Origin of the sequence: Bacillus haimaensis, from assembly GCF_048270625.1 — a bacterium.
In the GTDB taxonomy this organism is placed as follows: Bacteria; Bacillota; Bacilli; order Bacillales; family Bacillaceae_I; genus Sutcliffiella_A; species Sutcliffiella_A haimaensis.
In genome coordinates this window covers 3,146,521-3,167,578 of the sequence record NZ_CP158164.1, presented here as the reverse complement: position 1 = coordinate 3,167,578, position 21,058 = coordinate 3,146,521, and the positions used below count along the sequence as shown (strand labels likewise).

24 protein-coding genes are annotated in these 21,058 nt (G+C 40.2%); 14 read left to right on the top strand and 10 right to left on the bottom strand.

The annotated features are described in order from the left end of the window. Positions 1-67 precede the first annotated feature (67 nt). The 7 genes from ABN702_RS16175 (at position 68) to ABN702_RS16145 (ending at position 4,483) form a co-directional block, all read left to right on the top strand. Entirely contained in the window at positions 68-724 is a 657-nt protein-coding gene (locus ABN702_RS16175) for an alpha/beta hydrolase (protein WP_417897804.1), read from the top strand. Continuing rightward, entirely contained in the window at positions 721-1,503 is a 783-nt protein-coding gene (locus ABN702_RS16170) for a DODA-type extradiol aromatic ring-opening family dioxygenase (protein ID WP_417897803.1), read from the top strand. The genes ABN702_RS16175 and ABN702_RS16170 overlap by 4 nt, the downstream gene beginning before the upstream one ends. A gap of 30 nt (positions 1,504-1,533) precedes the next feature. Then, the gene (locus ABN702_RS16165; protein WP_417897802.1) at positions 1,534-1,950 is read left to right on the top strand and encodes a DoxX family protein; all 417 of its coding nucleotides are present in this window, start codon (positions 1,534-1,536) and stop codon (positions 1,948-1,950) included. Between the two features lie 85 nt (positions 1,951-2,035). Further along, on the top strand, positions 2,036-2,227 hold the full coding sequence (locus ABN702_RS16160) for a tautomerase family protein (RefSeq protein WP_417897801.1): 192 nt from the start codon (positions 2,036-2,038) through the stop codon (positions 2,225-2,227). Then, the gene (locus ABN702_RS16155) at positions 2,224-3,000 is read left to right on the top strand and encodes a 2-keto-4-pentenoate hydratase (RefSeq protein WP_417897800.1); all 777 of its coding nucleotides are present in this window, start codon (positions 2,224-2,226) and stop codon (positions 2,998-3,000) included. Before ABN702_RS16160 ends, ABN702_RS16155 begins: the two co-directional genes overlap by 4 nt. A gap of 136 nt (positions 3,001-3,136) precedes the next feature. Further along, positions 3,137-3,742: a YdcF family protein gene (locus ABN702_RS16150; RefSeq protein WP_417897799.1), complete on the top strand. Its 606-nt coding sequence runs from the start codon at positions 3,137-3,139 to the stop codon at positions 3,740-3,742. A gap of 174 nt (positions 3,743-3,916) precedes the next feature. Further along, on the top strand, positions 3,917-4,483 hold the full coding sequence (locus tag ABN702_RS16145; RefSeq protein ID WP_417897798.1) for an MEDS domain-containing protein: 567 nt from the start codon (positions 3,917-3,919) through the stop codon (positions 4,481-4,483). Between the two features lie 159 nt (positions 4,484-4,642). On the opposite strand, the gene ABN702_RS16140 is transcribed toward ABN702_RS16145, so the two are convergent. The 6 genes from ABN702_RS16140 to ABN702_RS16115 all read right to left on the bottom strand — a co-directional run bounded on the left by ABN702_RS16140 (position 4,643) and on the right by ABN702_RS16115 (position 11,178). Then, positions 4,643-6,103, bottom strand: coding sequence for a sulfatase (locus ABN702_RS16140; protein ID WP_417897797.1), 1,461 nt, complete (start codon positions 6,101-6,103; stop codon positions 4,643-4,645). A gap of 69 nt (positions 6,104-6,172) precedes the next feature. After that, positions 6,173-7,252: a M42 family metallopeptidase gene (locus ABN702_RS16135; protein WP_417897796.1), complete on the bottom strand. Its 1,080-nt coding sequence runs from the start codon at positions 7,250-7,252 to the stop codon at positions 6,173-6,175. 132 nt (positions 7,253-7,384) lie between these two features. Beyond that, positions 7,385-7,612 (bottom strand): hypothetical protein, encoded by a 228-nt coding sequence (locus tag ABN702_RS16130; protein WP_417897795.1) that lies wholly within the window; start codon positions 7,610-7,612, stop codon positions 7,385-7,387. 111 nt (positions 7,613-7,723) lie between these two features. Continuing rightward, on the bottom strand, positions 7,724-8,788 hold the full coding sequence (locus ABN702_RS16125) for a Ger(x)C family spore germination protein (RefSeq protein ID WP_417897794.1): 1,065 nt from the start codon (positions 8,786-8,788) through the stop codon (positions 7,724-7,726). 17 nt (positions 8,789-8,805) lie between these two features. Next, on the bottom strand, positions 8,806-9,870 hold the full coding sequence (locus ABN702_RS16120; protein ID WP_417897793.1) for a hypothetical protein: 1,065 nt from the start codon (positions 9,868-9,870) through the stop codon (positions 8,806-8,808). A gap of 18 nt (positions 9,871-9,888) precedes the next feature. Continuing rightward, entirely contained in the window at positions 9,889-11,178 is a 1,290-nt protein-coding gene (locus tag ABN702_RS16115; protein ID WP_417897792.1) for a spore germination protein, read from the bottom strand. 180 nt (positions 11,179-11,358) lie between these two features. On the opposite strand from ABN702_RS16115, the gene ABN702_RS16110 reads away from it, so the two are divergent. Together ABN702_RS16110 and ABN702_RS16105 are read left to right on the top strand one after the other, a co-directional pair. Continuing rightward, the gene (locus ABN702_RS16110; protein WP_417897791.1) at positions 11,359-11,505 is read left to right on the top strand and encodes a hypothetical protein; all 147 of its coding nucleotides are present in this window, start codon (positions 11,359-11,361) and stop codon (positions 11,503-11,505) included. A 198-nt stretch (positions 11,506-11,703) separates the two neighbouring features. Continuing rightward, a complete protein-coding gene (locus ABN702_RS16105) occupies positions 11,704-12,003 on the top strand; it encodes a hypothetical protein (protein ID WP_417897790.1) in 300 nt (99 codons plus the stop codon). 902 nt (positions 12,004-12,905) lie between these two features. Here ABN702_RS16105 and ABN702_RS16100 read toward each other — a convergent pair. Next, positions 12,906-13,907, bottom strand: a complete 1,002-nt coding sequence (locus tag ABN702_RS16100; protein WP_417897789.1) for a DUF3231 family protein — start codon at positions 13,905-13,907, stop codon at positions 12,906-12,908. A gap of 529 nt (positions 13,908-14,436) precedes the next feature. Here ABN702_RS16100 and ABN702_RS16095 point away from each other — a divergent pair. From ABN702_RS16095 to ABN702_RS16080, 4 genes are all read left to right on the top strand, one after another. Then, the gene (locus ABN702_RS16095) at positions 14,437-14,856 is read left to right on the top strand and encodes an alcohol dehydrogenase catalytic domain-containing protein (RefSeq protein WP_417897788.1); all 420 of its coding nucleotides are present in this window, start codon (positions 14,437-14,439) and stop codon (positions 14,854-14,856) included. Beyond that, positions 14,811-15,389, top strand: a complete 579-nt coding sequence (locus ABN702_RS16090; protein WP_417897787.1) for an NAD(P)-dependent alcohol dehydrogenase — start codon at positions 14,811-14,813, stop codon at positions 15,387-15,389. The genes ABN702_RS16095 and ABN702_RS16090 overlap by 46 nt, the downstream gene beginning before the upstream one ends. Positions 15,390-15,469: 80 nt before the next feature. Then, entirely contained in the window at positions 15,470-16,237 is a 768-nt protein-coding gene (locus ABN702_RS16085; RefSeq protein WP_417897786.1) for a DUF2785 domain-containing protein, read from the top strand. Beyond that, the gene (locus ABN702_RS16080) at positions 16,234-17,412 is read left to right on the top strand and encodes a restriction endonuclease (protein WP_417897785.1); all 1,179 of its coding nucleotides are present in this window, start codon (positions 16,234-16,236) and stop codon (positions 17,410-17,412) included. Before ABN702_RS16085 ends, ABN702_RS16080 begins: the two co-directional genes overlap by 4 nt. 53 nt (positions 17,413-17,465) lie before the next feature. Here ABN702_RS16080 and ABN702_RS16075 read toward each other — a convergent pair whose 3' ends face one another. Both ABN702_RS16075 and ABN702_RS16070 read right to left on the bottom strand, forming a co-directional pair. Next, a complete protein-coding gene (locus ABN702_RS16075) occupies positions 17,466-19,082 on the bottom strand; it encodes a serine hydrolase domain-containing protein (RefSeq protein WP_417897784.1) in 1,617 nt (538 codons plus the stop codon). 164 nt (positions 19,083-19,246) lie between these two features. Continuing rightward, positions 19,247-19,444 carry an HRDC domain-containing protein gene (locus ABN702_RS16070; protein WP_417897783.1) on the bottom strand — a complete coding sequence of 66 codons (198 nt, stop codon included), beginning with the start codon at positions 19,442-19,444 and terminating at the stop codon, positions 19,247-19,249. Between the two features lie 372 nt (positions 19,445-19,816). Here ABN702_RS16070 and ABN702_RS16065 point away from each other — a divergent pair, with 372 nt between their 5' ends. Continuing rightward, the gene (locus tag ABN702_RS16065; protein WP_417897782.1) at positions 19,817-20,002 is read left to right on the top strand and encodes a hypothetical protein; all 186 of its coding nucleotides are present in this window, start codon (positions 19,817-19,819) and stop codon (positions 20,000-20,002) included. Between the two features lie 389 nt (positions 20,003-20,391). Here ABN702_RS16065 and ABN702_RS16060 read toward each other — a convergent pair whose 3' ends face one another. Beyond that, on the bottom strand, positions 20,392-20,793 hold the full coding sequence (locus tag ABN702_RS16060; protein WP_417897781.1) for a hypothetical protein: 402 nt from the start codon (positions 20,791-20,793) through the stop codon (positions 20,392-20,394). Between the last annotated feature and the right edge of the window lie 265 nt (positions 20,794-21,058).

Genomic DNA, 21,058 nt, shown 5'->3' with positions numbered 1-21,058 from the left:
TTTTAACTATAAGTTTCTTAATATGAATATATTATTCTTAATAAATAACAAAAGGGGACGAGTGAACATGAAATCACCGATGATCTATGAGCTGCGTCAACCGAAGAAACTCGATTCGACTAAAAAATATCCAGCCATTTTCGTATTTCATGGCATTGGCAGCAATGAACAGAATATGCTGCAGCTTGTAGAAGGGTTGGAAGAGCAGTTCTACATTTTCAGTATTCGGGGACATCTTGAGCATCCACCTGGTTTCGCTTATTTCACGATACAAGGTTATGGGAGACCGCATCGGGAGGTATTCGATCAGGCGATTGTCAAGCTGACCAGCTTTATTGATTATGCGATCGAACAGTATCCGATTGACAAAGCGCAACTATACTTGCTCGGATTCAGTCAAGGAGCCATCCTGTCGATGTCACTTGGTCTGACACTTGGGAATCGCATCAAGGGAATTGTGGCGCTAAGCGGATATATTCCAGGATTCGTGAAGGATGAATATAAGATAGATCCGGTCGATCAGATGTCCTTATTGATTTCTCATGGGGAAATGGATCAGGTATTGCCTTTTGAGTGGGGAACTGCCGCTAAGGATTATTTCCAGTCGCTTGGAGCAGACATCACATTCCATCCATACCAGGCAGGACATACCGTAACAATGGAAATCCATCAGGCCTATATGAATTGGCTACTTGATTCACTGAAGGAGGAGAAGAAAGCATGATGCCATCTTTATTTATTGCACACGGGGCACCGTTAATTGCGATAGAGGACAATGAGTATACACAGTTTCTAAATCATCTGGGGCGGATGATGCCGAAACCAAAGGCGATTGTCTTATTTTCCGCCCACTGGGAGTCAAGGACTCAACAGGTGAGCCGTGTCGAGGAATATGACACGATATATGATTTTGGTGCATTTCCGGAAGCTTTGTTCCGAATTAAATATCCGGCAAAAGGATATAAGGAGATCACAAATGAAATGATGCATCTCTTCACGGACAAGGGTATTCCTTATGAGATGGACACAGAACGCGGTCTGGATCACGGGGCTTGGGTGGTTCTGAGACTGCTGTATCCAGATGCGGATATTCCGGTCATTTCGATGTCGGTCAACCCACATCTTACCCCTGAAGAGCAGTATAAAATCGGGAAATCCTTGGCGAGTCTGAGAGAACAGGATGTATTGATCATTGGCAGTGGCGGAACGGTCCATAATCTCACGAAGTTGGATTGGACGAAAGGCAAGGGGGAAGTGGATGAGTGGGCACTCGGCTTTGATGAGTGGCTAGCCCTTCATCTGGAAAAATGGGATACAAAAGCCCTGTTCCATTACGAAAGTTTAGCACCTGATGCGGCAAAAGCAGTTCCGCCTTATGGGAACGAACACTTTGTGCCAATCTTCTATGCGATGGGTGCGGCCGATAATAAACAGGAAGCAAAATTGCTGCATCGAAGCTATCGCTATGGAAATCTGAGCCATAGCGTCTGGCAATTTGGTTGAAAGTAAAATTTGAATGTGGAGGAATTGAAAATGATTAATAGATTAGAAGCAAGTACGTTCATGTTACGAGTAGTATTAGGAATCAGCTTTTTTGTACACGGATTGGATAAATTCCAGGGAGGGATAGGGAATGTAGCGGGATGGTTTGACAGCATCGGCCTTCCTGGCGGTTTTGCTTATGTGGTGGCACTGGTGGAACTTGTTGGTGGATTAGCGATGGTACTAGGTTTAGGGACCAGAATTGTCGCTGCTTTTATCTCACTTCTTATGGTTGGAGCTATTTTTAAAGTGAAACTTGCAGCTGGCTTTTTGAACGGATATGAACTGGATTTGGCTTTCCTTGCGATCGCCGTATTCCTTGCAATCAACGGCAGTAAAATGCTTGCGGTTGATCAGATGATTAGTAATTGGAAAGAGAATAGAAGCGAGAACAACCAAGCTGTGTAACCAGCTATAAGTGTCCTCGATGTGAAGGCAGGCAGGAAATGTTTTATCCTGCCTGCTTTCTATATGGAAAAAAGGAGGAAAAAACATGCCTATCATCCAAATCACCCTGCTCGAGGGAAGAGAACCGGAATTGGTGGAGCGATGCATACGAAATGTCGCACAAACAGTACATGAATCACTTGATGCACCACTTTCAACGATTCGTGTGTATGTGAATGAGATCCCAAAAAACTATTATGCGGTTGGGGATAAATTGAAAAGCGAGGAATCCAAATGAACACCAGAAAGCTTGCAGAGCTGTTGATAGAAGCAGAAGAAAGTAGACTTCCAGTGTCCTGTCTGACCGATTCGTTTCCTGATTTGGATGTCACAATGGGATATCACGTGCAGGATGAACTGATAAATATAAGAACGCATGAGGGGCATGAAAGGATCGCCTTCAAAATGGGGATAACCAGCCTTGCCAAGATGAAACAGATGAATATCAGCGAGCCTATCTACGGAACAGTGTTCGACTATATGCAGCTGCCGAACAAAGGGGAAATGGCCATTGAGGAGTTGATCCATCCAAAAGTGGAGGCGGAGATTGCCTTTATTCTTGCCGAGGATATTGAAGGACCGGGTATCACCGGTAAAGAAGTGCTGGAAAAAACGGCTGGAATCCTTCCGGCGTTTGAAATCATTGATAGCCGTTACAAGGATTTTAAATTCAAACTTTTCGACGTCATTGCGGATAACACTTCTGCGTCCAGGGTTGTCTTTGGGGACACGGTTTTTGACACAGGCCAATTTGATATGGAAAAAGGGAGGGTTTCTTTATTTATCAATGGAGAGTTGCAAGCGAAAGGCACGAGTGATGCAGTCCTCGGAAATCCTGCAAACTCGGTAGCCATGCTTGCCAATATGCTATACGCACATGGAAAAGGGAAAATACCGAAAGGCTCCATCATCCTGACTGGCGGAATCACAGAAGCGATCCGGTTAACGAAGGGTGATCATGTTATTTCCGCATTTGATGGCATTGGAGAGATTTCGTTTTTTGTAAGGTGAGTGGATTTCTCTCTTCCACTTCACCATAAAACCAGGAAATTTGTCATTTCCTGGTACCACACCGAAGTTTATCGAGTATCCTATAAGGAGGGAGTTCTGTAAGAAGAGCTTTCTACGAATAAGTGGAGGTGAACGGATGCTCATTTCAGAGTTGGATGAGAATACGTTAACAGATCATCAAATGGCAAGCTTGCTATTCAAAGGCTTGGAGGATGATCAGCAAAAAGGCGACTGCATTCTTGTTGTAGGCAGCAGCAAGGCAGTCCAATACCGGCTGCCAAAAGCGGTGGAATTGTATCACAGCGGCAGAGCATGGAAGATTCTATGTTCCGGTGGTGTGAAATGGGACGGGCAGGAGCATGCAGAGGCTGTTGCGCTTAAAAATGAGGCAGTCAAACTGGGAGTCCACGAGAAAGATGTATTAGTAGAGGACCTCTCCCTTCATACGAAAGAGAATGTGCTGGCATCCCTGCTGATATTGGACAGAGCATTTTCCCTTCATAAAATAGACAGGCTGCTGATTGTCACCACTGCCTTTCATATGAAAAGACTCCACCTGACGCTGAAAACCTATATGCCTCCATGGATCAACTTCACTCTCTGTCCAGTGAATGACCTCACCACACGTGCGGATAACTGGTTTCAGAGTGAGCAGGGGAGAATGCGGGTGGAGGCAGAGGCACGGAAGATTATCATGTATGTCAAACAGGGCGCTTTGGTGGATGAAGACATCTTCCTGTAAAGTCACTTTCCCAATAAGAAAGTGACTTTTCTCGTTTTAAGAACGCCCCAAACATATCCTAAGCAAGGAAAAAGGCTGTTCAGGCTATATAAAAGACATGTGGGTATTTCATTTCAAATACTGACATCAATATAGTAAAATGAAGGTAACAAAAGAAAAGTAGTGGTGATTCACATGAAAAGCAGAATGAACCAGCTGTTTGAAGAACAAAAAAGCGTTCACGTGCTGTATGCCTATAATGGAATGAAGAATTACCTTGAGCAGGCAGTCCAATATATACAAGATGGCATTTTGGCGGGAGATTACGTGATGCTGATTGAAAACGACCGTCTTTACCATAAGATCCACAAAGAGTTGAGCATGAGGCTAACAAAAGAACAGTTGAAGTATTGTCACTGGATCAACAGCTTCGATTTCTATTTTTCAAGTGGCAGCTATCATCCTCCTGCAATCGAAAAGTACTTTCAAAAAACGGTACAGCCATACATAGAAAAGAACATTTCTTTCCGGTCCTGGGCGCATGTGGAGTGGAGGTCGATGGAGGAGCCTCTGCATCTGATAGAGGATTTTGAAAGAATAGTTGATAAAGCGGTGAATGTGGTGTCCTTTCCTTTAATCTGTGCGTACGAAGGAGAGAAGATGCCAGACTATCTGAGAAACATTCTTCTGGAAACACATCCTTACATTCTGGTGGAGGATGATTTGGTTGAATCCAAGCAATATCATAGCGGTATGAGATAAGAAGAGGAGTCACCTTCGCATTTAAAAGGTGACTCCTCTTATAGTTTTTTCTCATATAGATGGTTACTGGACGCAGCTCCGAAATTGGGATTGTCCAAACATCAGATAGTCTAATTTGCTGGGTAAGTTCATAAAAATAGATTTTATTATGGAAACTAATCACTCAAACTCCCTCGGATGCCGGCGGCGAAGTTCAGGTACAGCATGGCCTCTGCCAGTTGTCTCCAAATGTTTCACATAGCGTTGAAGATTGCCTTTTGCATGGAACGGTCCGCCCTCTTTCATGACAGTCCAAAGTGGGTCTACATCGAACGGCATGGTTTTCATCATCTGATCATGCCATTCATTAAGGTAATATACGGCATCTTTACGAACCTGCAGATTTTCTTCAGCAACGTCATGCTGCTCAAAAGGATCATCCTTTAGGTTGTATAGCATCTCGTCAGGGAACAGATGATATCCATCGTGGTATGTACGAATATACAACCAATCTTTGAAACGAACACTTCGCTGGCAAACATGGGCACATTGTGAAATGACCAGGTATTCACGGGAACTGTCCTTCCCATCTGTCAGTACAGGCGCGTAACTTTGTCCATCCCAGCTTTGAGACGGCTTTTTATTCAAAAGATCCGCCAAAGTTGGAAGGAGGTCAAGGTGATAGTGAAGACCTGTATCCACATGAGGTGTCGTCACCCCAGGCCAACGCATGATCATCGGAATGTGACAAGTCCCCTGATCTGCGGTGCCATGTTCGCCATAAATACCAAGTTGCCCCATGTTCTCCCCGTGGTCGGCAGTGATGATAATGACAAGGTCGTCCATCACGCCTTTACTTTCCAAGGCTTTGAACACACGGCCGATATGCTCATCCATGTAGCGAATTCCCGAGTCGTACCCGTCGATCATCTTCCTAAGGCCCTCTTCATCCAGGATCTCACCGGGATGTTTCGGAAACTCGGGGTTGGTTTTGTTATCATACATATTGATATCACGCGCGCTGTGCGGACCGACTTTTTCTTTGTGCTGTTCCAAAACGTCCGGAGTCAACCAATCAGGAAGTGGGTCGTTTTTGAACGGATTTTCAAAGTCTTCAGGTGTCCGATAAGGAGTATGCGGATCCCAATAGTTTACATAAAGGAACCAGTCGTCTTCTTCGGCGTTCTGATCAATCCATTTTAACAAATGTGGCGTCACTTCCTCTGCCGATTCCATTCCATTTTTCCCTGTATCGTGCATTTCGGAAAATCCAGCATAGAAAGTCCATTGAGAATGTCTTTGTGGAAAAGGACTAAAAAGTACCGTTTTCATTCCTGCTGAACGAAGAAAGGAAGGTAAACTTTCTCGTGACAACGTATCACTGAAATCTCGGGTTGCACCTTCGTGGCGGAAATCCCCTGCAGTGCCGCCATGTCCTACTATGCCGTTATGAATACCGAAACGGCCGGACATTAATGCAGCCCTCGATGGTGCACAAGGTGCATCACTTGTATAGTAATTTTCAAAGCGGACGCCTTCCGCAGCAATCGAATCGATATTCGGAGAAGTGTTACGATGGTATCCATAGCAACCTAAATGATCCGGACTCAATGAATCAAGATCCAAAAATAAAACACGCATGTTGGTTCATCCTTTCTTTAATAGGTGAATTTGAAAAAAATTTGTCGGAGCTGACCCCGTTGGCTCATTTTAAATAAATTTCATTTCTCCCCAATTCTCTACATCACTGATCAATTTGTGAAGTAATGTAAAGCCTTGCTCGAAGTCACGTAGGTGAGCAACTTCAACTGGAGAATGGGAATAGCGTCTTGCAAAAGTTACCGCACCTGCGAGCACTCCTTCCCGTTCTAGATGAACGGCTGCCAAATCAGTGGTAGCTCCTGTCATAACAGCTAATTGATAGGGAATATCCAAGTCATTAGCATACTTCGTTAACAGCTTCTTAAACGATGGAGACATAATATTTCCACGAACAGAGCCACCAGCTAAAGCAGGGAATACGGGTCCTCTTCCAATTCCTACAGGATAGCCGCTATTTAAGCTGTCCGGCGTATCTGCACAAGGAATGGTATCGAGCACAATCGCAAAATCCGGGTTAACTTTATAGGTCGCAACCTTTGCACCCCGTAATCCCACTTCTTCTTGAACGGCAATCACACCAACTAAAGTCCCGGAGAAGTTTTTCTCTTCATATAGAGATTTAAATAGCTGAAGTAATAGTACACAGCATGAACGGTTATCTATGGCTTTTCCGCATATTAAATCAGGATTAGAAAATTGTTCAATTTCACTCTTATATGTAATGGGATCACCGATTTCAATGCCCATTTCACGAACCTCGGCTTTAGAACCCGCACCTACATCAACATATAACTGATACATAGAAGGGATTGTTTTTCTTTCTTCAGGTGTTTGCAGGTGACCGGCTTTTACACCAACTACTCCAAAGTGCCCATTTACGTTTACTTTTCGGCCAATCAGGAGCGATTCAATCACACCGCCTGTCCGCTCCACCCGAATAAAGCCTCTTTCATCTATATCACGGACAACAAGGCCAATTTCATCGGAATGTGCAGAAACCATGACAGTTGGTCCTGGATTGGTTCCATGTAAATAAGCATAAATATTCCCCATGTGATCCACTTCTACCTCATCAGCAAACTCGTTAAACCAATCTGCTAGTACCTTCACAACCTTCATTTCCTGTCCGGGAGTCCCTTGAATCTTGGCTAACTCTTTTAATTGATCTAGAAATTCTTGTTTTTCCACAAATCCATCTCCCTTCAAAATATTATTCATTATATCATAATGAGAATATTTAGATTTGGTAGAAAAATAAAGCGACCAATGCACTCTTCTACGTCTGATAACGCCAATCGTTTTATATGCGGATTCAATGGTTTAAGAAATGATCTTCTCATCTAAACAGTATATGGCTTTTGTACTGACTATTTGAGCCTGGAATACTTTAGAAGCTTTATTTATATCAATTAAGTCGACATCTTTGTTGAGTATTCCAGCTAACTCCTGTGCTGACATAAAAGTTTGATATTCGTCTAAATTTTGATTGGAAAGAAACGCGATACCAGTGTCACTGTTTTTTTGGTGTTCCTTTAATGGTTGAGCCAAATATGTATATTAACTCAGGATCAATTTTTAAATTTAAAAATTTATTATTTCAGATTGCCATTTCGGCTCCAATAGAAAAAACAAAAAAAATTTTACTTGAGCAAACCCTTTTCATTCCACAATTCCCGCTTCCCTTATTCTGCAATCCACTTTTACTTCATACTTGAGGTTAGCATAAAATTGATTTAAATCTTTGTGGTGAAAATTGTTTGAGTTGAATTTCAGGCCAAGCCCCATGGGATCCAGGTTTGTTTTCTGTATCGTTTCCAGAAGGGAATAGACCTCTGTTTTTATTGTTTTTTCGGTTTCGTCCTGTATTTTCTTTACTTGGTCGAAAGTGAGCTTTAGTTGATCATCCATTTTCTCTTCGACGGTTGCATCCAGTTTAATATGAAAAACAGTTGAAATGATGTTGTTTTTCTCCTCTTTCATTTTGGTTTTTGTTTTCCCTTTTGAAATGCTGATTGTATATGCACCATCTTTGGTATGAATGAGTGTACTGCCGTTCTTCATTCCTGCAGTCAAAAGTTTATAAATTTCCGTTTCTTTTGGGTTAAGTTTTGATGCCATTCCCGTTTTGCTGAATAAGGCAATGGTATCAACCTGGATTTTTTCGCCTTGCACTTCAATGATTGGCATTGCAATATTCATCCCCTCTTCTGTCTCTCTCCTGAAGGCGTCAAACAGTGGTAATGCATGTACATAAGGGGAGTCTGCACTGGTTTCCTCAAACAGGGAGTATAAATAACTGCCCGCTACTTGTTCTACATCCGGTTTAAACTCCAGTACCTGAAGGGAAGTTGGGACAGCGACACCTAAATAGGCAGTCCTTTGTATGTCAGCTCTTCTTACAAAGTAATCCAATAATGGGCGAATATCTTTTTCAGCAACTTTTTCACCAATAAGGATGGTTTTAGTCTGTCCGTAGAATAGTTCCTTATCTGTCATGGATTTCATGCTTTTTAAGGCTTCAGAAATAGAATCAGCGTCGGTAGATATTAGAGTGAAATCAGCTCCAGTTGTCGCTGGATCTCCTTTTGAAAGTGAAATTTTGAGCGTTACTTTATATTTTTTTTCCATGCTGTCAGACTCATCAATGCCAATTGCAGTGACAAAGGCGCGTTTATCAATATCCATAAAAGAGCACCCAGACAGGAAAATAGGAAATAATATCAACGTAACAAATAGTGCTCTTACATTGCCTTTCTCGAAGCAAAAAATAGAAGCACGATTAATATTAGGTCCATAAAAATTCTGAAAACGAAGAAGTAAAAGAAAAATCTCAAAAGGTTTATTTCGTATGTAAAATACTGAGTTATTAATGCTGAGATAACGATGATATATATACCTACCCACTTTGTTTTTCCTCCGAAATCTTCTGTCATCATCTGAAGAAACTTAATTGACGAGTGATAAGTTAGTATTAGATACATCAATGTAACGCCAATCAGGATAAGAATAAAAACTAACACGATTCTTTCCAGAAAAAAGTAGTTGATATGCATGCTATCTATGGTAGTTATCCAAACATGGTTTTCCAGTCCTACACCTTTAAGTCCGAAGTATCCTATTGGTATGAAATAAGAAGAAAAAAGAACACCGCAAGAGATGAGCCATATGATAAATAGGTGTTTCTTCGTAATTGAGAGAATATGTTCACTATAGACCAATATATTTGTAAATCCCGTAAATACAAATAATCCGGCTACAACTGAATTCCATTTTGGAAAATGCATGAAGTAAGTCAAAGATTCTTTCATGGAATCCACTAGTACCAAGTCGTCTGTAAAAAACCTCAGCAGGATAAGGAGGAAGAAGGGTGCAACAAAAATAATAGTGATTTCCAGCATGAACAAAATGGAGTTTGTTTCACTCAGTATGGAAAATACGATTAATAGGAGAAGAAAATAATAGATAATAGTTGAGTTCAAGGTCAGAAATTCCCCGATGATTTGCATAATCGAGGTAAGAAACAAGACGCCAGTAATAATACTGAGAATGTAATTCAAAGAAAGAAACGATTTTTTTAGCACACCTGGCAAGATTCTATTCAACAACTCCGTAATGTTTTGTCCCGGGAATTTTTTAATCTGGGCTTGAAATAAAAATAGTAGAAGCGTTCCGGCCAAGGTGGATATGACAAGACTCGATAAACTGCCATTGTAGCGGTTTTTGTAAAGAAACTGAGGGATAAAAGCTGCTAAGCATACTACTGCATTAATAGAAAACAAGTATATGTAATAGCGTTGCCTTAGCATGAATATCCACCTACAATTTCAGTTATTAGCAAATAGTTGCATATACGGTCTACCTAGACTGCGTAAATTACAGAGATATGCGATAAGTGCAAAAGCACCTATCAATACGCCGATCGATCCAAATAAACTTCCGAGAATAATTAGAGGATATCGGATGATCCGGATAGCCTGATGCATCGAGTTTATCGGGATAACAAAAATTGAAAGGGCAACAGCAGCAATCACGACAATCATCACATTGCCAATCAAGCCAGCCTGGGATGCAGCCTGACCAAGAATCAGGCCACCTACAGTTGTGGCGGATGAGCTGATTGTTCGCGGTAAACGAATACTAGCTTCACTTAAAAATTCAGCCATCAGCATCATAAAGATAATTTCCGAGTAGGAAGGGAAGGGCACCGATATTCTGCTCCCGGCAATCAAGAGCGCAAATTGGACTTTCAGAATTTCCGGAGAGTAGGAAATCACTGCAACGTATAAAGCTGGAAAGAAAAGCGTAATCATCAGTGCGATATATCGAAGCGTAATAAAAAACTTTCCTACAAGTGGCAATTCTACAGGATCATCCATCGATTTGAAAAAATCAAAGAAGCTGGCCGGACCCAGTAAAGCCCACGAAGAACCTTCAATCAGGAAGACAATTTTCCCTTGGGAGAGGTTCGTAACCACTCTGTCTGGGCGCTCCGTTGTCAAAAATAGCGGGAATGGGCACCACTTACTATCGATCAGTAATTTCTGCAGCTGACCCGCTGACTGCAATACATCTACTTCGATGTTTTCCAGTTTATTATTGAGGTGCTTAAGGATATCTTGGTCACAGAGGCAATTATCATACAGAACCATAAGCTTTGTTTTTGAATTTTTTCCTAATGTGTGGTTTTTCGCGATCAATGTTTCTTTCCTGTACCGGTTGCGAATAACGTTTAAGGATATACCTACTTTTTCACTTAAGCCATCTTTGGGCCCTTGAAGAACACTTTCCTCAGTTGATTCTCCTAGAGACCGAACTTCGAAATTGTCTAGGTTTACAGCGTATATGTCATCTTCATGTAAGAGTATGACAAATCCACTGAAAATCTTTTCAACCGCAATTTTTTCTTCTTTAACCATAGCCCATTCTTCAAACGATTTTACATAATCTATGAATTCATTATTTCCGTCTATTTCATAAAAAGGTGAGATAACATGATCGGTTATCCTTTTTTCATCACAAAGTGATTTAAGATAATAAAGAGTGATTGTTAAAGTGCCTTTTTTCACTTCTCTCTGAATAAAATCATCATTTTCTTGCAAGCTCTTCAGTTTCATTAAATCACCTCACAAGAATTTTTTCCTTATTATGAAAAAATATGCATTTTACATTTGGTGGTGCGGGACAAATACTGCTATAACCTGAAAGTGTCTCTCTCGTATGACATAAAACGACAACTTCTATTCCAGGACCTTCTAGATTATGGGAAAAGAGTTGTAACTATGGGAGGAGTGAAATTGAACCTTTTTTGGCAAAAGTCCATTAAAGAACCGAGCAGCCACTTTCATTTTTACAAAGCCTTACTGGATCAGGGGGTAGTTGTCATCGGGACAGTTTCCGATGGCGAAGAGACACTGAATCTAATATATCGAGATGGAAGATGAACTTATTCTCCCCGTATTTACTAGCGTCGACAAGTTTGGTCATGATAGATTTGAGTGTTTGTGAAAGATTCTCTTAAACTAACGAAGTTCCTCTGCGTATAAATAATATATTTTTTCTATCTAAAGGTCATCTGCCGTAACCACGCTAGTCTTATTATCGTATCCTATTATATGAAAAACTAAGGAGGTATAATTTAAATGCCGTGTGTACGAGATGATTTAGCTCAACCAGTTTGTTTAACCGTTGTCTACAATATATACACAGGAGCACTTATTTCTACTAAAGTTGAATGTGGTGAGTGTGTTCAAGGAAACGAATTTGATTTTGAAACTAAAAATCTAACAATTAGAGTGCCATTACTAGTTGAAGGTATCCTTACAATTAATGATAATTTCCAAGCGAGTTGTGTTACAAAGAATGTTTCTCTTTTACCAACTCAAATTCAACAGCCAATTAGAATAGATATAGAAGAAAAAGAAAAAAAGAAAAAGAAGTAGAGGTTGAAGCCAACTTCAAATCAAAAGTAAATTTATTATAATCGAGGTAAAAGGACTTAAAATAACCGTTATAAATTTAGTTGGAAAAATAGATAAACGAAAAACGCTTGGTGAAAAATCCCAAGCGTTTTCTAGTGTTATTTAGTGTGTTAATGCTGATGTGTTTCAGGATGAAATTCTAGCAATTATTTTAACGTTTTTCCACGTTATCTGAACTACTTACCATTTAAAAGATGACTTTCTTTCTTTTTAAGACTGCCCTACCAACGCATCCTTCTTCTGCTTCGGATAACGCCAAGCATAATCAAACTCCAACGTCACAACGCCGTTAATATCAAAGCAGTAGGGACGGTTCCGGTTGCTTCCTTGGCTTTAAAAATCATATTCCTGTAGTTAGCACTAATGGAATTCAACATTGGTGCAAGTGCCACTTAATCATGAGTGATTACGAGCAAATTAATGTACCTTTATTAACATGATGCTTACCACTATGACGGATAGTTCAACTTTTAAGCTCAAAGATGGAAAGAATCTAGAGCGATATTGTACCCTACACTATGATGAATAAGCATCGGGAACCGTCCCCGATGGTTCTCTAGTTTTATAAATTCATTTATACCGTCTATTTCATAAAAAGGTGAGATAACATGATCCGTTATTCTTTTTTCATCACAAAGTGATTTAAGATAATAAAGAGTGATAGTTAAACTTCCTTTTTTCACTTCTCTCTGAACAAAATCATCATTTTCTAGCAAGTCTTTCAGTTTCGTTAGCAAAAGAGGTAATAGTCGAAGACGCGAAACAGAGTATTTTGGAGATAGAAAACATGTAGGTGATTAAAGTTGTAACGAGGACCTTCCTCCAATCTTATGGAGGAAGGTCCTCGTTTTGTGTGGGTTCTATTATTTAGTTAGTTGATTTCGATCCTCAATTTGCGGAGGCTCTTCCAGCCAGCCTTTTTTTATCATAATCTTTCCACCATCTTGAGCAAAGGTGAAAATATCTTTTACAAGCAAGGCCATTTTTGCCGGTAAGTCACTTCGTAAACTAAAGGCACCCCCTAAAGCATGACTTCCAAGCCCAAATGAAGATAACAAACTGGTGTTGTACATCATCAATTTATCAGAGAATGGCGCGGTTTTTGACGTCGTTGCTTTACCTGCATGAGTAGCAGGGGGTTCAATATAACTTTGCCGTAAAAATTCACCTAACTCGATTTCGATTTTTTTTGATAATTTCATTCCTTGGGCAAAATAGTTTTGCACTTCTTTATCAGCAGCAACTTGAGCAAATCCAATCATTAATTGCATCCCTATTAGGTTTGTTTCAATGGCATGATGGATGAGAGAAACTTCAACTGTATTCAGGGATCTTGTTTCACTAAACATTTTAAACCCATCCATATAATTATCATCCTGTACAAAATGAACTTCTTTTGGCATTGTTACAAAAGCTGGACGTACAAGTACCCCTTTTTCTAAAAGGAATTGAGTTGATTGGCTGTTCATCGCTTGGGATTCTGCGGTCAAACCTATAAATAAATCTTCAATATCTTTTCGATAGGACATGCCTGTAAAAAGTGCATATAAGCTCATTTCTACTTTAGTCATCATATGCAAATACATGATATCGTACAAGTAATCAAACAACTTTGGAACGCTTTTATGTACATCGCTTTCTGTAAAACCAATAGGAATGACTGCGCCTTCTTGTTGGAAAATACTTGTAATGATTTCTACGGTTTTGGCAGCGTTAGAATAATGAGACTGTAACAGTTGTTTTTCATCATTATCGGCATGCTCAATAAAATGCTCCAATATTCTGAGGATCATGGTTTTTTCTTGATAAGCCATCCACAAATTAGCTAGTTCTGATGATGTGATAGGCGTTTTACTCGAAGTCATCCTGTTAAATCCCCCTAGTTTTATTTTTTATTGTAACCATTTGGAAATCTTTTATGAGTAACAATTTCATACAACGTAACGTCTCTATACGTGGTTTGGTGAGAGGTCCGGTTACTTCCTAGCAAATTTATAGTGGAGTTTGATTTGAGTGACTCCAAACAGTATTAACCCTATAATACTGAGTCATTAGCTACAACAAGATTAGCACGAACGTATCTAAACAGAACGTGAGATAAGAAGAGGAGTCACCTTTCCATAGAAAAGGTGACCCCTCTTTATATTCAATGCAAGAGACGTCACTGTGACAATCATTCAGCTGTATATCTGGTTGCAATGGAATTTAAAATTGGAGTAAGTGGAACTTAATCATGTGTGATTACGTACAGCATAATATACTTAAATAAGCATGGTACTTACCTCTAAGACGGATAGTTCAGTTTTTAAGTTTGGATGCTTTCAGGCAGATTCAAATTAATTGTCAAGGTTTTTGGTTATCTAACAATTCGATAATTACTAGGAGGTCAAACTTTTGAAAGCAGCCATTTTTAAATCCTATGGTTCCCCTGAAGTAATGGAGATTAGCGAAGTTGATAAGCCGTCCATCAAAGATGAAGATAGGGTATTAATTAGAGTGGTCTCCGCCTCAGTAAATCAATATGACAATCTATTCCGAAAAGGTTATTTTCCTACCAGAATAGAGAATGGACTTACAAAACCAAAAACGCAGATTCTGGGAATAGACGTTGCGGGTACAGTGGAAGCGATAGGTGAAAATGTAACGAAATTTAAGGTTGGCGATTCTGTTTTTGGAAGTTGTGTCGGCTCACATGCTGAATATGTCTGCCCAAGGCAAAGTGTCATTGCCCTTATGCCAAATAACTCAACTTTTGAAGAGCAGCTGCAATGCCATGTGCTGCACAGACTGCCCTGCAAGCATTGCGGGATGTAGGGAAAGTAAAAGCAGGCGATAAGGTATTAATCTATGGTGCATCTGGAGGAGTGGGGCACTTTGCTGTTCAGCTTGCTTTGTATTTTGGAGCGGAAGTAACCGCAGTTTGTAGTACCACAAATATTGAGTGGGTTAAAAATCTAGGTGCTCATCATGTAATTGATTATACTCAGGAAGATTTCGTTCACAACGGGAAAAAATATGATGTAATACTGGATGCTGTCGGAAAGAGAACCTTTTTCAGTAGCTTGCGTTCTCTAACAGAAAAAGGAATTTATATAACAGAACATCCACTCTACCCCAAGTATCATCCAATTCAATTGATGATAGGATCTATCATAGGTAATAAAAAGGCCAAGATTCATCTTGCAAAACCAAACGACAGTGATTTGGTTCTATTAGGAGAGCTTATGGAACAAGAAAAATTAAGACCTGTAATTGAAAAATGCTTTCCTTTAAATGAAATTGTGGAGGCTCATAGGCACATTGAAAGCGGACGGACAAAGGGGAAGGTTGTTCTTAAAATCGAGTGAAATTATTTCTGGAAGCAGTAGGGACAGTTCCGGTTGCTTCCTGGCATTATAACTTAAATTTAGGAGGAATTATCATTTCTATGGAGTTGAAGAAATTACGAAACAATCTGGCAATCATGGACAGGGCAGAAATAGTAAATCAGGATTTGGACAACAGAATTGATGAAATGCTAGTCAATATCGGAACAACAGATGAAGACCTTAGAGAAGGAATATATGAGATCTTTCATAAGTTAATAATGGGGGATTATCTCACTAATTTGCAAATAACTAAGATTATGGATAACTGCCTGGACAAGTTATTCTACAGAATCGGGGAGGCAAATGAGGATTCTGTTTTTACAAGGTCGTTCTCTTCTTTGGTAATCGCCTCCATCCTCAACAAGGACAAGGAATTATCGTTTCTTTCAGAGGAACAGCTGAGGGAAGTAGTGGACAAGTGTGATTCATATTTTCGGTTTGAGAAAGATTTCCGTGGCTATGTGGAAGAGAAAGGATGGGCACACAGCATCGCTCATGCTGCAGATCTTCTATGTGCTGTTATTCACCATCCTAGCTATAACTTGAATGATACAAAAAGGTTATTGGGTTCTTTAATGCCAAGTCTGTTCAGTGGTGTGGTGCTGGTGGATAATGAGGATGAAAGGCTAATTTGCGCTTTTGAGGGACTATTGGAAAGAGGTTTGGATGATCAGGTAGTTGAAGAGTGGATCCTACAGGTCTTTGCTGAACTTAAGGAGAGCTGGGGTGGGACCTCCCTCATACATTATAAAGTCAGAACGAATGTTAAGAACTTCATGAAGACACTCTACTTCAGGCTGGCTTTCAAAAAAATGGCCACATCATGAATAAATGGAAAAACGAAACGGATACGTTAAAAGCAAAGCATGAGAAAGAATACGAAGCCTATGGAGAGGAATTAAAGAAATGGAATGATAAGCGTGATATTCACGAAGCAATGAAGAAAGAGAAAAACGATGCAATCGAAAAGAAAAAGGAACAGTATTTTGCCGGAGAAAGTGAGTCGATTATTGAATACTGTGACATGGTATTATCTAATTCAGTTTATCCAGACTATTTTCCTCAGGAATTTGATATTGACTATAATCCTAATAACCGCAATTTAATCGTTGAATATAACCTACCAGATATTTCAGAGCTTCCAACCCTTAAAGAGGTAAAATATATAGCAACAAGGGATGAGTACAAAGAATCATCTATTACAGAAGCCGCACTTAGAAAGATGTATGACAAGTTGCTATATGACATCACTTTACGCACCATACATGAACTTTTTGAAGCAGATGCAATTGATGCGATAGATTCCATTGTATTTAACGGATGGGTCACCTCTGTAAATAGGGCTACAGGTAAAAGCGAGGATGCGTGTATTTTATCTGTTCAAACAACGAAAGAAGAATTTATGGAAATCAACTTGAAGCTGGTTGATTCGAAAACTTGTTTTAAAAATCTAAAGGGTATTGGTAGTAGCAAACTGTTCAGTCTCACACCAATTGCTCCAATACTAAAAATTAATAGGGAAGATGTTCGTTTTGTCGATTCGTATAATGTAGCCGGAAATGTTGACGAAGAAACCAATTTGGCTGCAATGGACTGGCAGGATTTTGAACATTTGATTCGAGAACTATTTGAGAAAGAATTCAATAATTCCGGAGGCGAAGTAAGAATTACAAGGGCCAGCAAAGATGGGGGAGTGGATGCCGTCGCATTTGACCCGGATCCTATAAGAGGTGGAAAAATTGTTATCCAGGCGAAGAGATATACGAACGTCGTTGGTGTCTCTGCCGTTCGAGATTTATATGGTACAGTCATGAACGAAGGCGCAACCAAAGGAATCCTCGTCTCAACAGCGGATTTTGGTCCAGATGCCTACAGTTTTGCAAAGGATAAACCTCTCTCCTTATTAAATGGAAACAACCTTTTACACTTGCTTCACAAACATGGTCACCAAGCCAAGATTGATTTAAAAGAGGCTAAGCTGTTAATGAAGGATAAAAAATGATAATCAAAAGGAGAAAGTCACCTACCATTATGAATAGATGACTTTCTTTGTTATTAAGACTGTCCTACCAACGCATCCTTCTCCTGCTTCGGATACCGCCAAGCATAATCAAACTCCAACGTCACAACGCCGTTAATATCTATGAAACTAACAAGCCCATATTCCCTCGTCAAGAAGCGGTTGCGCTCAATGGCATGGCCGATGAGTTCCTTGTTATTCTGCACATCCTTGATAACAACCGTACTATCACCAAGCTTCACCTCGTAGGATTCGGTACCATCACTGAACGTCCCGATAAAGTCCTGCCAATCAGTAGGATTTGGTGTATACGCCAGTTCAAACTCCGGACATGCCTTCGTATCCACGACGATGCATCTATCAGCTTGGTTTGGAGCTAGAGGAGGGAAGCCGACAGAGAAGACGTTGTTGCCGTTCTCGTCCTGGGCACTGTAGATGTCGCTTGTTTGTCTTTTCAATTCATAGATATTTTCACGATGCTTCATGAACAGTTTCCCGGAAAGCTCAGAGATCTCGAACAGTCCGTGGTAGCTGTGGAGGTAGGTCCCTTCATAGGCCTTCCCGTCGATTTCATCCGTTAAAATAGGCTGTTCGGAAGGTTCTACATTCGCCGCCTCATCCTTCAGCAGCTCGTCCACGATCTCATAGCCTGCCTGGAAGATATTCTCTCCGTTCGCAAGCGCGATGACCGCGATCCCTTTTTCCGGAACAAGGATGAATTGGCTGGAATACTGGTAGCTGTACTGGCCATAATGCCAGAAGCGCTCGATGCCGTCCTTCGTCTCCTTGAAGAAGGTAATGCCGCAGCCTCCATCATTCGTCGTATACCACTTGCTCTGCTTCTTTCTCATCTCCTGGATCGATGCAGCGGAAAGGATCTGCTTCCCATTGAGCAATCCATCCTGCAGATGCATCAGCGCAAAATTGGTCAGGTCCTTAATGGAAGAGAACGCATAATAGGAAGGATAGCTCGCACTATTATCAAAGAACTGCTTCGCAACCGTCAGATTCTCCTCCGCATCCCGGTCATGAGGCAACGCCAACGGCTGGGTCATCGCCCGCAGCGGATGATAGGTCGTCTGCGTCATCTCAAGCGGATCAAACAGCATCTCCTGCATCAGATCCGCAAACTTCATACCTGTCACCATCTCCGCCACAAACCCCGCAATATTCAGCGCATGATTCCCATACGAATAAGCACTCCCAGGCGCAAACAGCACCGGCAGCGTCGAAACCACCTCTCTCATATAATCATAGAGACCCGATTCCTTATAAAAGAAACTCACATCCCCGCCAGTAGGAAGGCCGGAAGAATGCGTCACCAGCATACGAACCGTAATGTCCTTTGAGCGCTCTTCATGAGCTGTGACAAACCAAGGCACATAATGCTGAACAGGCTTGTCCAGATCGATCAGCCCCTTTTCCACGAGCATCATGATCACTGTGCCGGTGAAAAGCTTGCTGACAGAGGCGATGCGGAAGAGGGTGTTCTCTGTGACAGGAGTTGCCCATTCTTCTATGTTTGTTTTGCCGTAGCCTTGGGAGAGGGTGACCTCGTTGTTTTGCAGAATTGCAAAGGCTGCGGCGGGTAGGTTGTTGGATTGGATTGAGTTTTGGATGATTTTGTTGATGTTTTCTTGTGATGTAGCCATAGAGTATTTACTCCTTTTTTTTCATACATGCTTTTTATAAATTCTATCAGTTGTCCTATTTATCCTGCTGTTCCTAAGATTAATGATTAGTTGGGTTATATCTAAATCTAATTTCTGTTTATTATTGCTATAATCCCTTCCCCAAACTCTTCCGCTTTCTTAGGTCAAATACCCCCAATTTCTAATAAAGCTTTTATAGTACGAGGTTTTTGCTCCAGAATAGCTTCTAATGTTTTGTTAGTGTAGATATAGTATGGCTTTACATTAAGCTCCCGGGCGCGAGTTCTACGATATTCGATTAGAGGAGCTCGTAGGTCATCCGTTTTGGATTGGCAAAAGTAACAGCATATCAGATAGGACATTTCTTTATAATCCCTTTAGCGTTTAAGTACCTCTCCAGTATTGCTACATGTCTTTCCATTTGGTTTATAGGGCTATACATTTCCTCTTCTTCCTTCGACAATCTTCGGGGCGTCACTGTGACAATCACTTAGACAACCAGTAATGCGACAGCTAAGGCTACTGGTGAGGATGAAACGAATCAACTAGTGGAGGAAAAAAGAAACTCAAATCAGGGAGCTGCAAAAAGAAAAGGAAGGAAGAGCTGCAGCATTCTTTAGAAAGCCTTGAATTAGATTAAAACATTCAAATGAAGAAACAGCTTACTACAAGCAATTCCTTATTGGGTTTATAGAGGACTATACGGATGAAGAGAAATATGAACTTTAAGAGATTTGTGGAAATATGAATTAAAGGTTAATGGGGTAGCGGTTTCGAAGGATGGAAAAGCACAGATCCAAGAAGATAGTATGGAAATTTCCATTATTCAAAGACAGCCAGCCTACTATATCCTGCCTGATGATGAGACTGAAAAAGGTAAAATTAATGGGGCATATCTTGAGCATCTCTCAGAATTTTAGCGAAGAACCAACGGAAACCTAAGGAGAAGACGGAACTATTGTAATGGGAACGCATTATAAATTGGAATACCTGAAGGCTGGAGTCCATATAACCTTTACCATTACGGATGAGCTGAAGGAGAGGTTAAAGCTAACTACTTCCAACATAAGTGTTAGGAAGGTGGAGTTATAAAAGAAGGCTGCCAGAAAGTCAATTGCTGATGACTTTCTGGACAGCCTTTTACCTATTTAAACTTATCAGGAAACTGCTTCACCACTGGCGAAAAGATTGCATTTGTGGCGTCACTGGACATTTGCTATGAATACCAAACACAATGGAAAAATTTAATGTAAGTGGAGATTCCTTATTCTAAAGCTTGTTAAACTTAAGAATATAAAGCAAAACGTTGTTAACATTCTTCAGTTATGACGAAACATTTTCCGTCTACTAGGTAGCTACTTAGAGCTGAATAAACAGGCTTACCACTTTCTAAATCAATGAATGTATCTGTATTATACGGATTGTAAAATACTCGTTTCCAATTTGGGGATTCAGAAGCGCTTTTCTTATTACTTTCTATATAGGTCCCAACAATAAAAGCATGAATATTTTTTTGTCGTTCTTTTCTCGTTCTTATTTGTCCAGATTGGACAATTTTCATTTCTACATCAGTTAAAAGAAGACTATCAGCATAAGCAATTAGCCTTCTAGTTTTTTTGTCTTGAATTGAGAATAGTTTCTTTCTTATGTTCCTGTAGACTCTAATGGCTTGTCCATTTTTTAATTCTTTTCCACACAATACATATATCATGATTTTCACCTCTAGATGCATTTTTTAAAAAATCTTTAAATGAAAGTAAGTTTATGCAATTACTTATTTATTGAGGGCTAATGTTTGGACCAACCTTTGTATTTTCAAATCTCATTATATATATTTCCTTTTTCAGCTATTTTTATAATCGTTAATGTGTTTTTTAGGAAACTATGTCTAAAATATAGCTCTCTTAAGAGTGTTTTTAGGTTAAAATGGAATTAAATGTGTTTTAATATTAAATAATAAAAAGATTAAGGTGGCG

Coding starts and splice junctions, on each gene's coding strand:
- ABN702_RS16085 (WP_417897786.1), top strand. CDS start 15,470: ATGGAGTTGAAGAAATTACGAAACAATCTGGCAATCATGGACAGGGCA.
- ABN702_RS16150 (WP_417897799.1), top strand. CDS start 3,137: ATGCTCATTTCAGAGTTGGATGAGAATACGTTAACAGATCATCAAATG.
- ABN702_RS16140 (WP_417897797.1), bottom strand. CDS start 6,103: ATGCGTGTTTTATTTTTGGATCTTGATTCATTGAGTCCGGATCATTTA.
- ABN702_RS16115 (WP_417897792.1), bottom strand. CDS start 11,178: ATGAAACTGAAGAGCTTGCAAGAAAATGATGATTTTATTCAGAGAGAA.
- ABN702_RS16145 (WP_417897798.1), top strand. CDS start 3,917: ATGAAAAGCAGAATGAACCAGCTGTTTGAAGAACAAAAAAGCGTTCAC.
- ABN702_RS16060 (WP_417897781.1), bottom strand. CDS start 20,793: ATGATATATGTATTGTGTGGAAAAGAATTAAAAAATGGACAAGCCATT.
- ABN702_RS16080 (WP_417897785.1), top strand. CDS start 16,234: ATGAATAAATGGAAAAACGAAACGGATACGTTAAAAGCAAAGCATGAG.
- ABN702_RS16070 (WP_417897783.1), bottom strand. CDS start 19,444: ATGTCCTATCTGATATGCTGTTACTTTTGCCAATCCAAAACGGATGAC.
- ABN702_RS16100 (WP_417897789.1), bottom strand. CDS start 13,907: ATGACTTCGAGTAAAACGCCTATCACATCATCAGAACTAGCTAATTTG.
- ABN702_RS16160 (WP_417897801.1), top strand. CDS start 2,036: ATGCCTATCATCCAAATCACCCTGCTCGAGGGAAGAGAACCGGAATTG.
- ABN702_RS16155 (WP_417897800.1), top strand. CDS start 2,224: ATGAACACCAGAAAGCTTGCAGAGCTGTTGATAGAAGCAGAAGAAAGT.
- ABN702_RS16120 (WP_417897793.1), bottom strand. CDS start 9,870: ATGCTAAGGCAACGCTATTACATATACTTGTTTTCTATTAATGCAGTA.
- ABN702_RS16175 (WP_417897804.1), top strand. CDS start 68: ATGAAATCACCGATGATCTATGAGCTGCGTCAACCGAAGAAACTCGAT.
- ABN702_RS16090 (WP_417897787.1), top strand. CDS start 14,811: ATGCCATGTGCTGCACAGACTGCCCTGCAAGCATTGCGGGATGTAGGG.
- ABN702_RS16075 (WP_417897784.1), bottom strand. CDS start 19,082: ATGGCTACATCACAAGAAAACATCAACAAAATCATCCAAAACTCAATC.
- ABN702_RS16165 (WP_417897802.1), top strand. CDS start 1,534: ATGATTAATAGATTAGAAGCAAGTACGTTCATGTTACGAGTAGTATTA.
- ABN702_RS16105 (WP_417897790.1), top strand. CDS start 11,704: ATGCCGTGTGTACGAGATGATTTAGCTCAACCAGTTTGTTTAACCGTT.
- ABN702_RS16170 (WP_417897803.1), top strand. CDS start 721: ATGATGCCATCTTTATTTATTGCACACGGGGCACCGTTAATTGCGATA.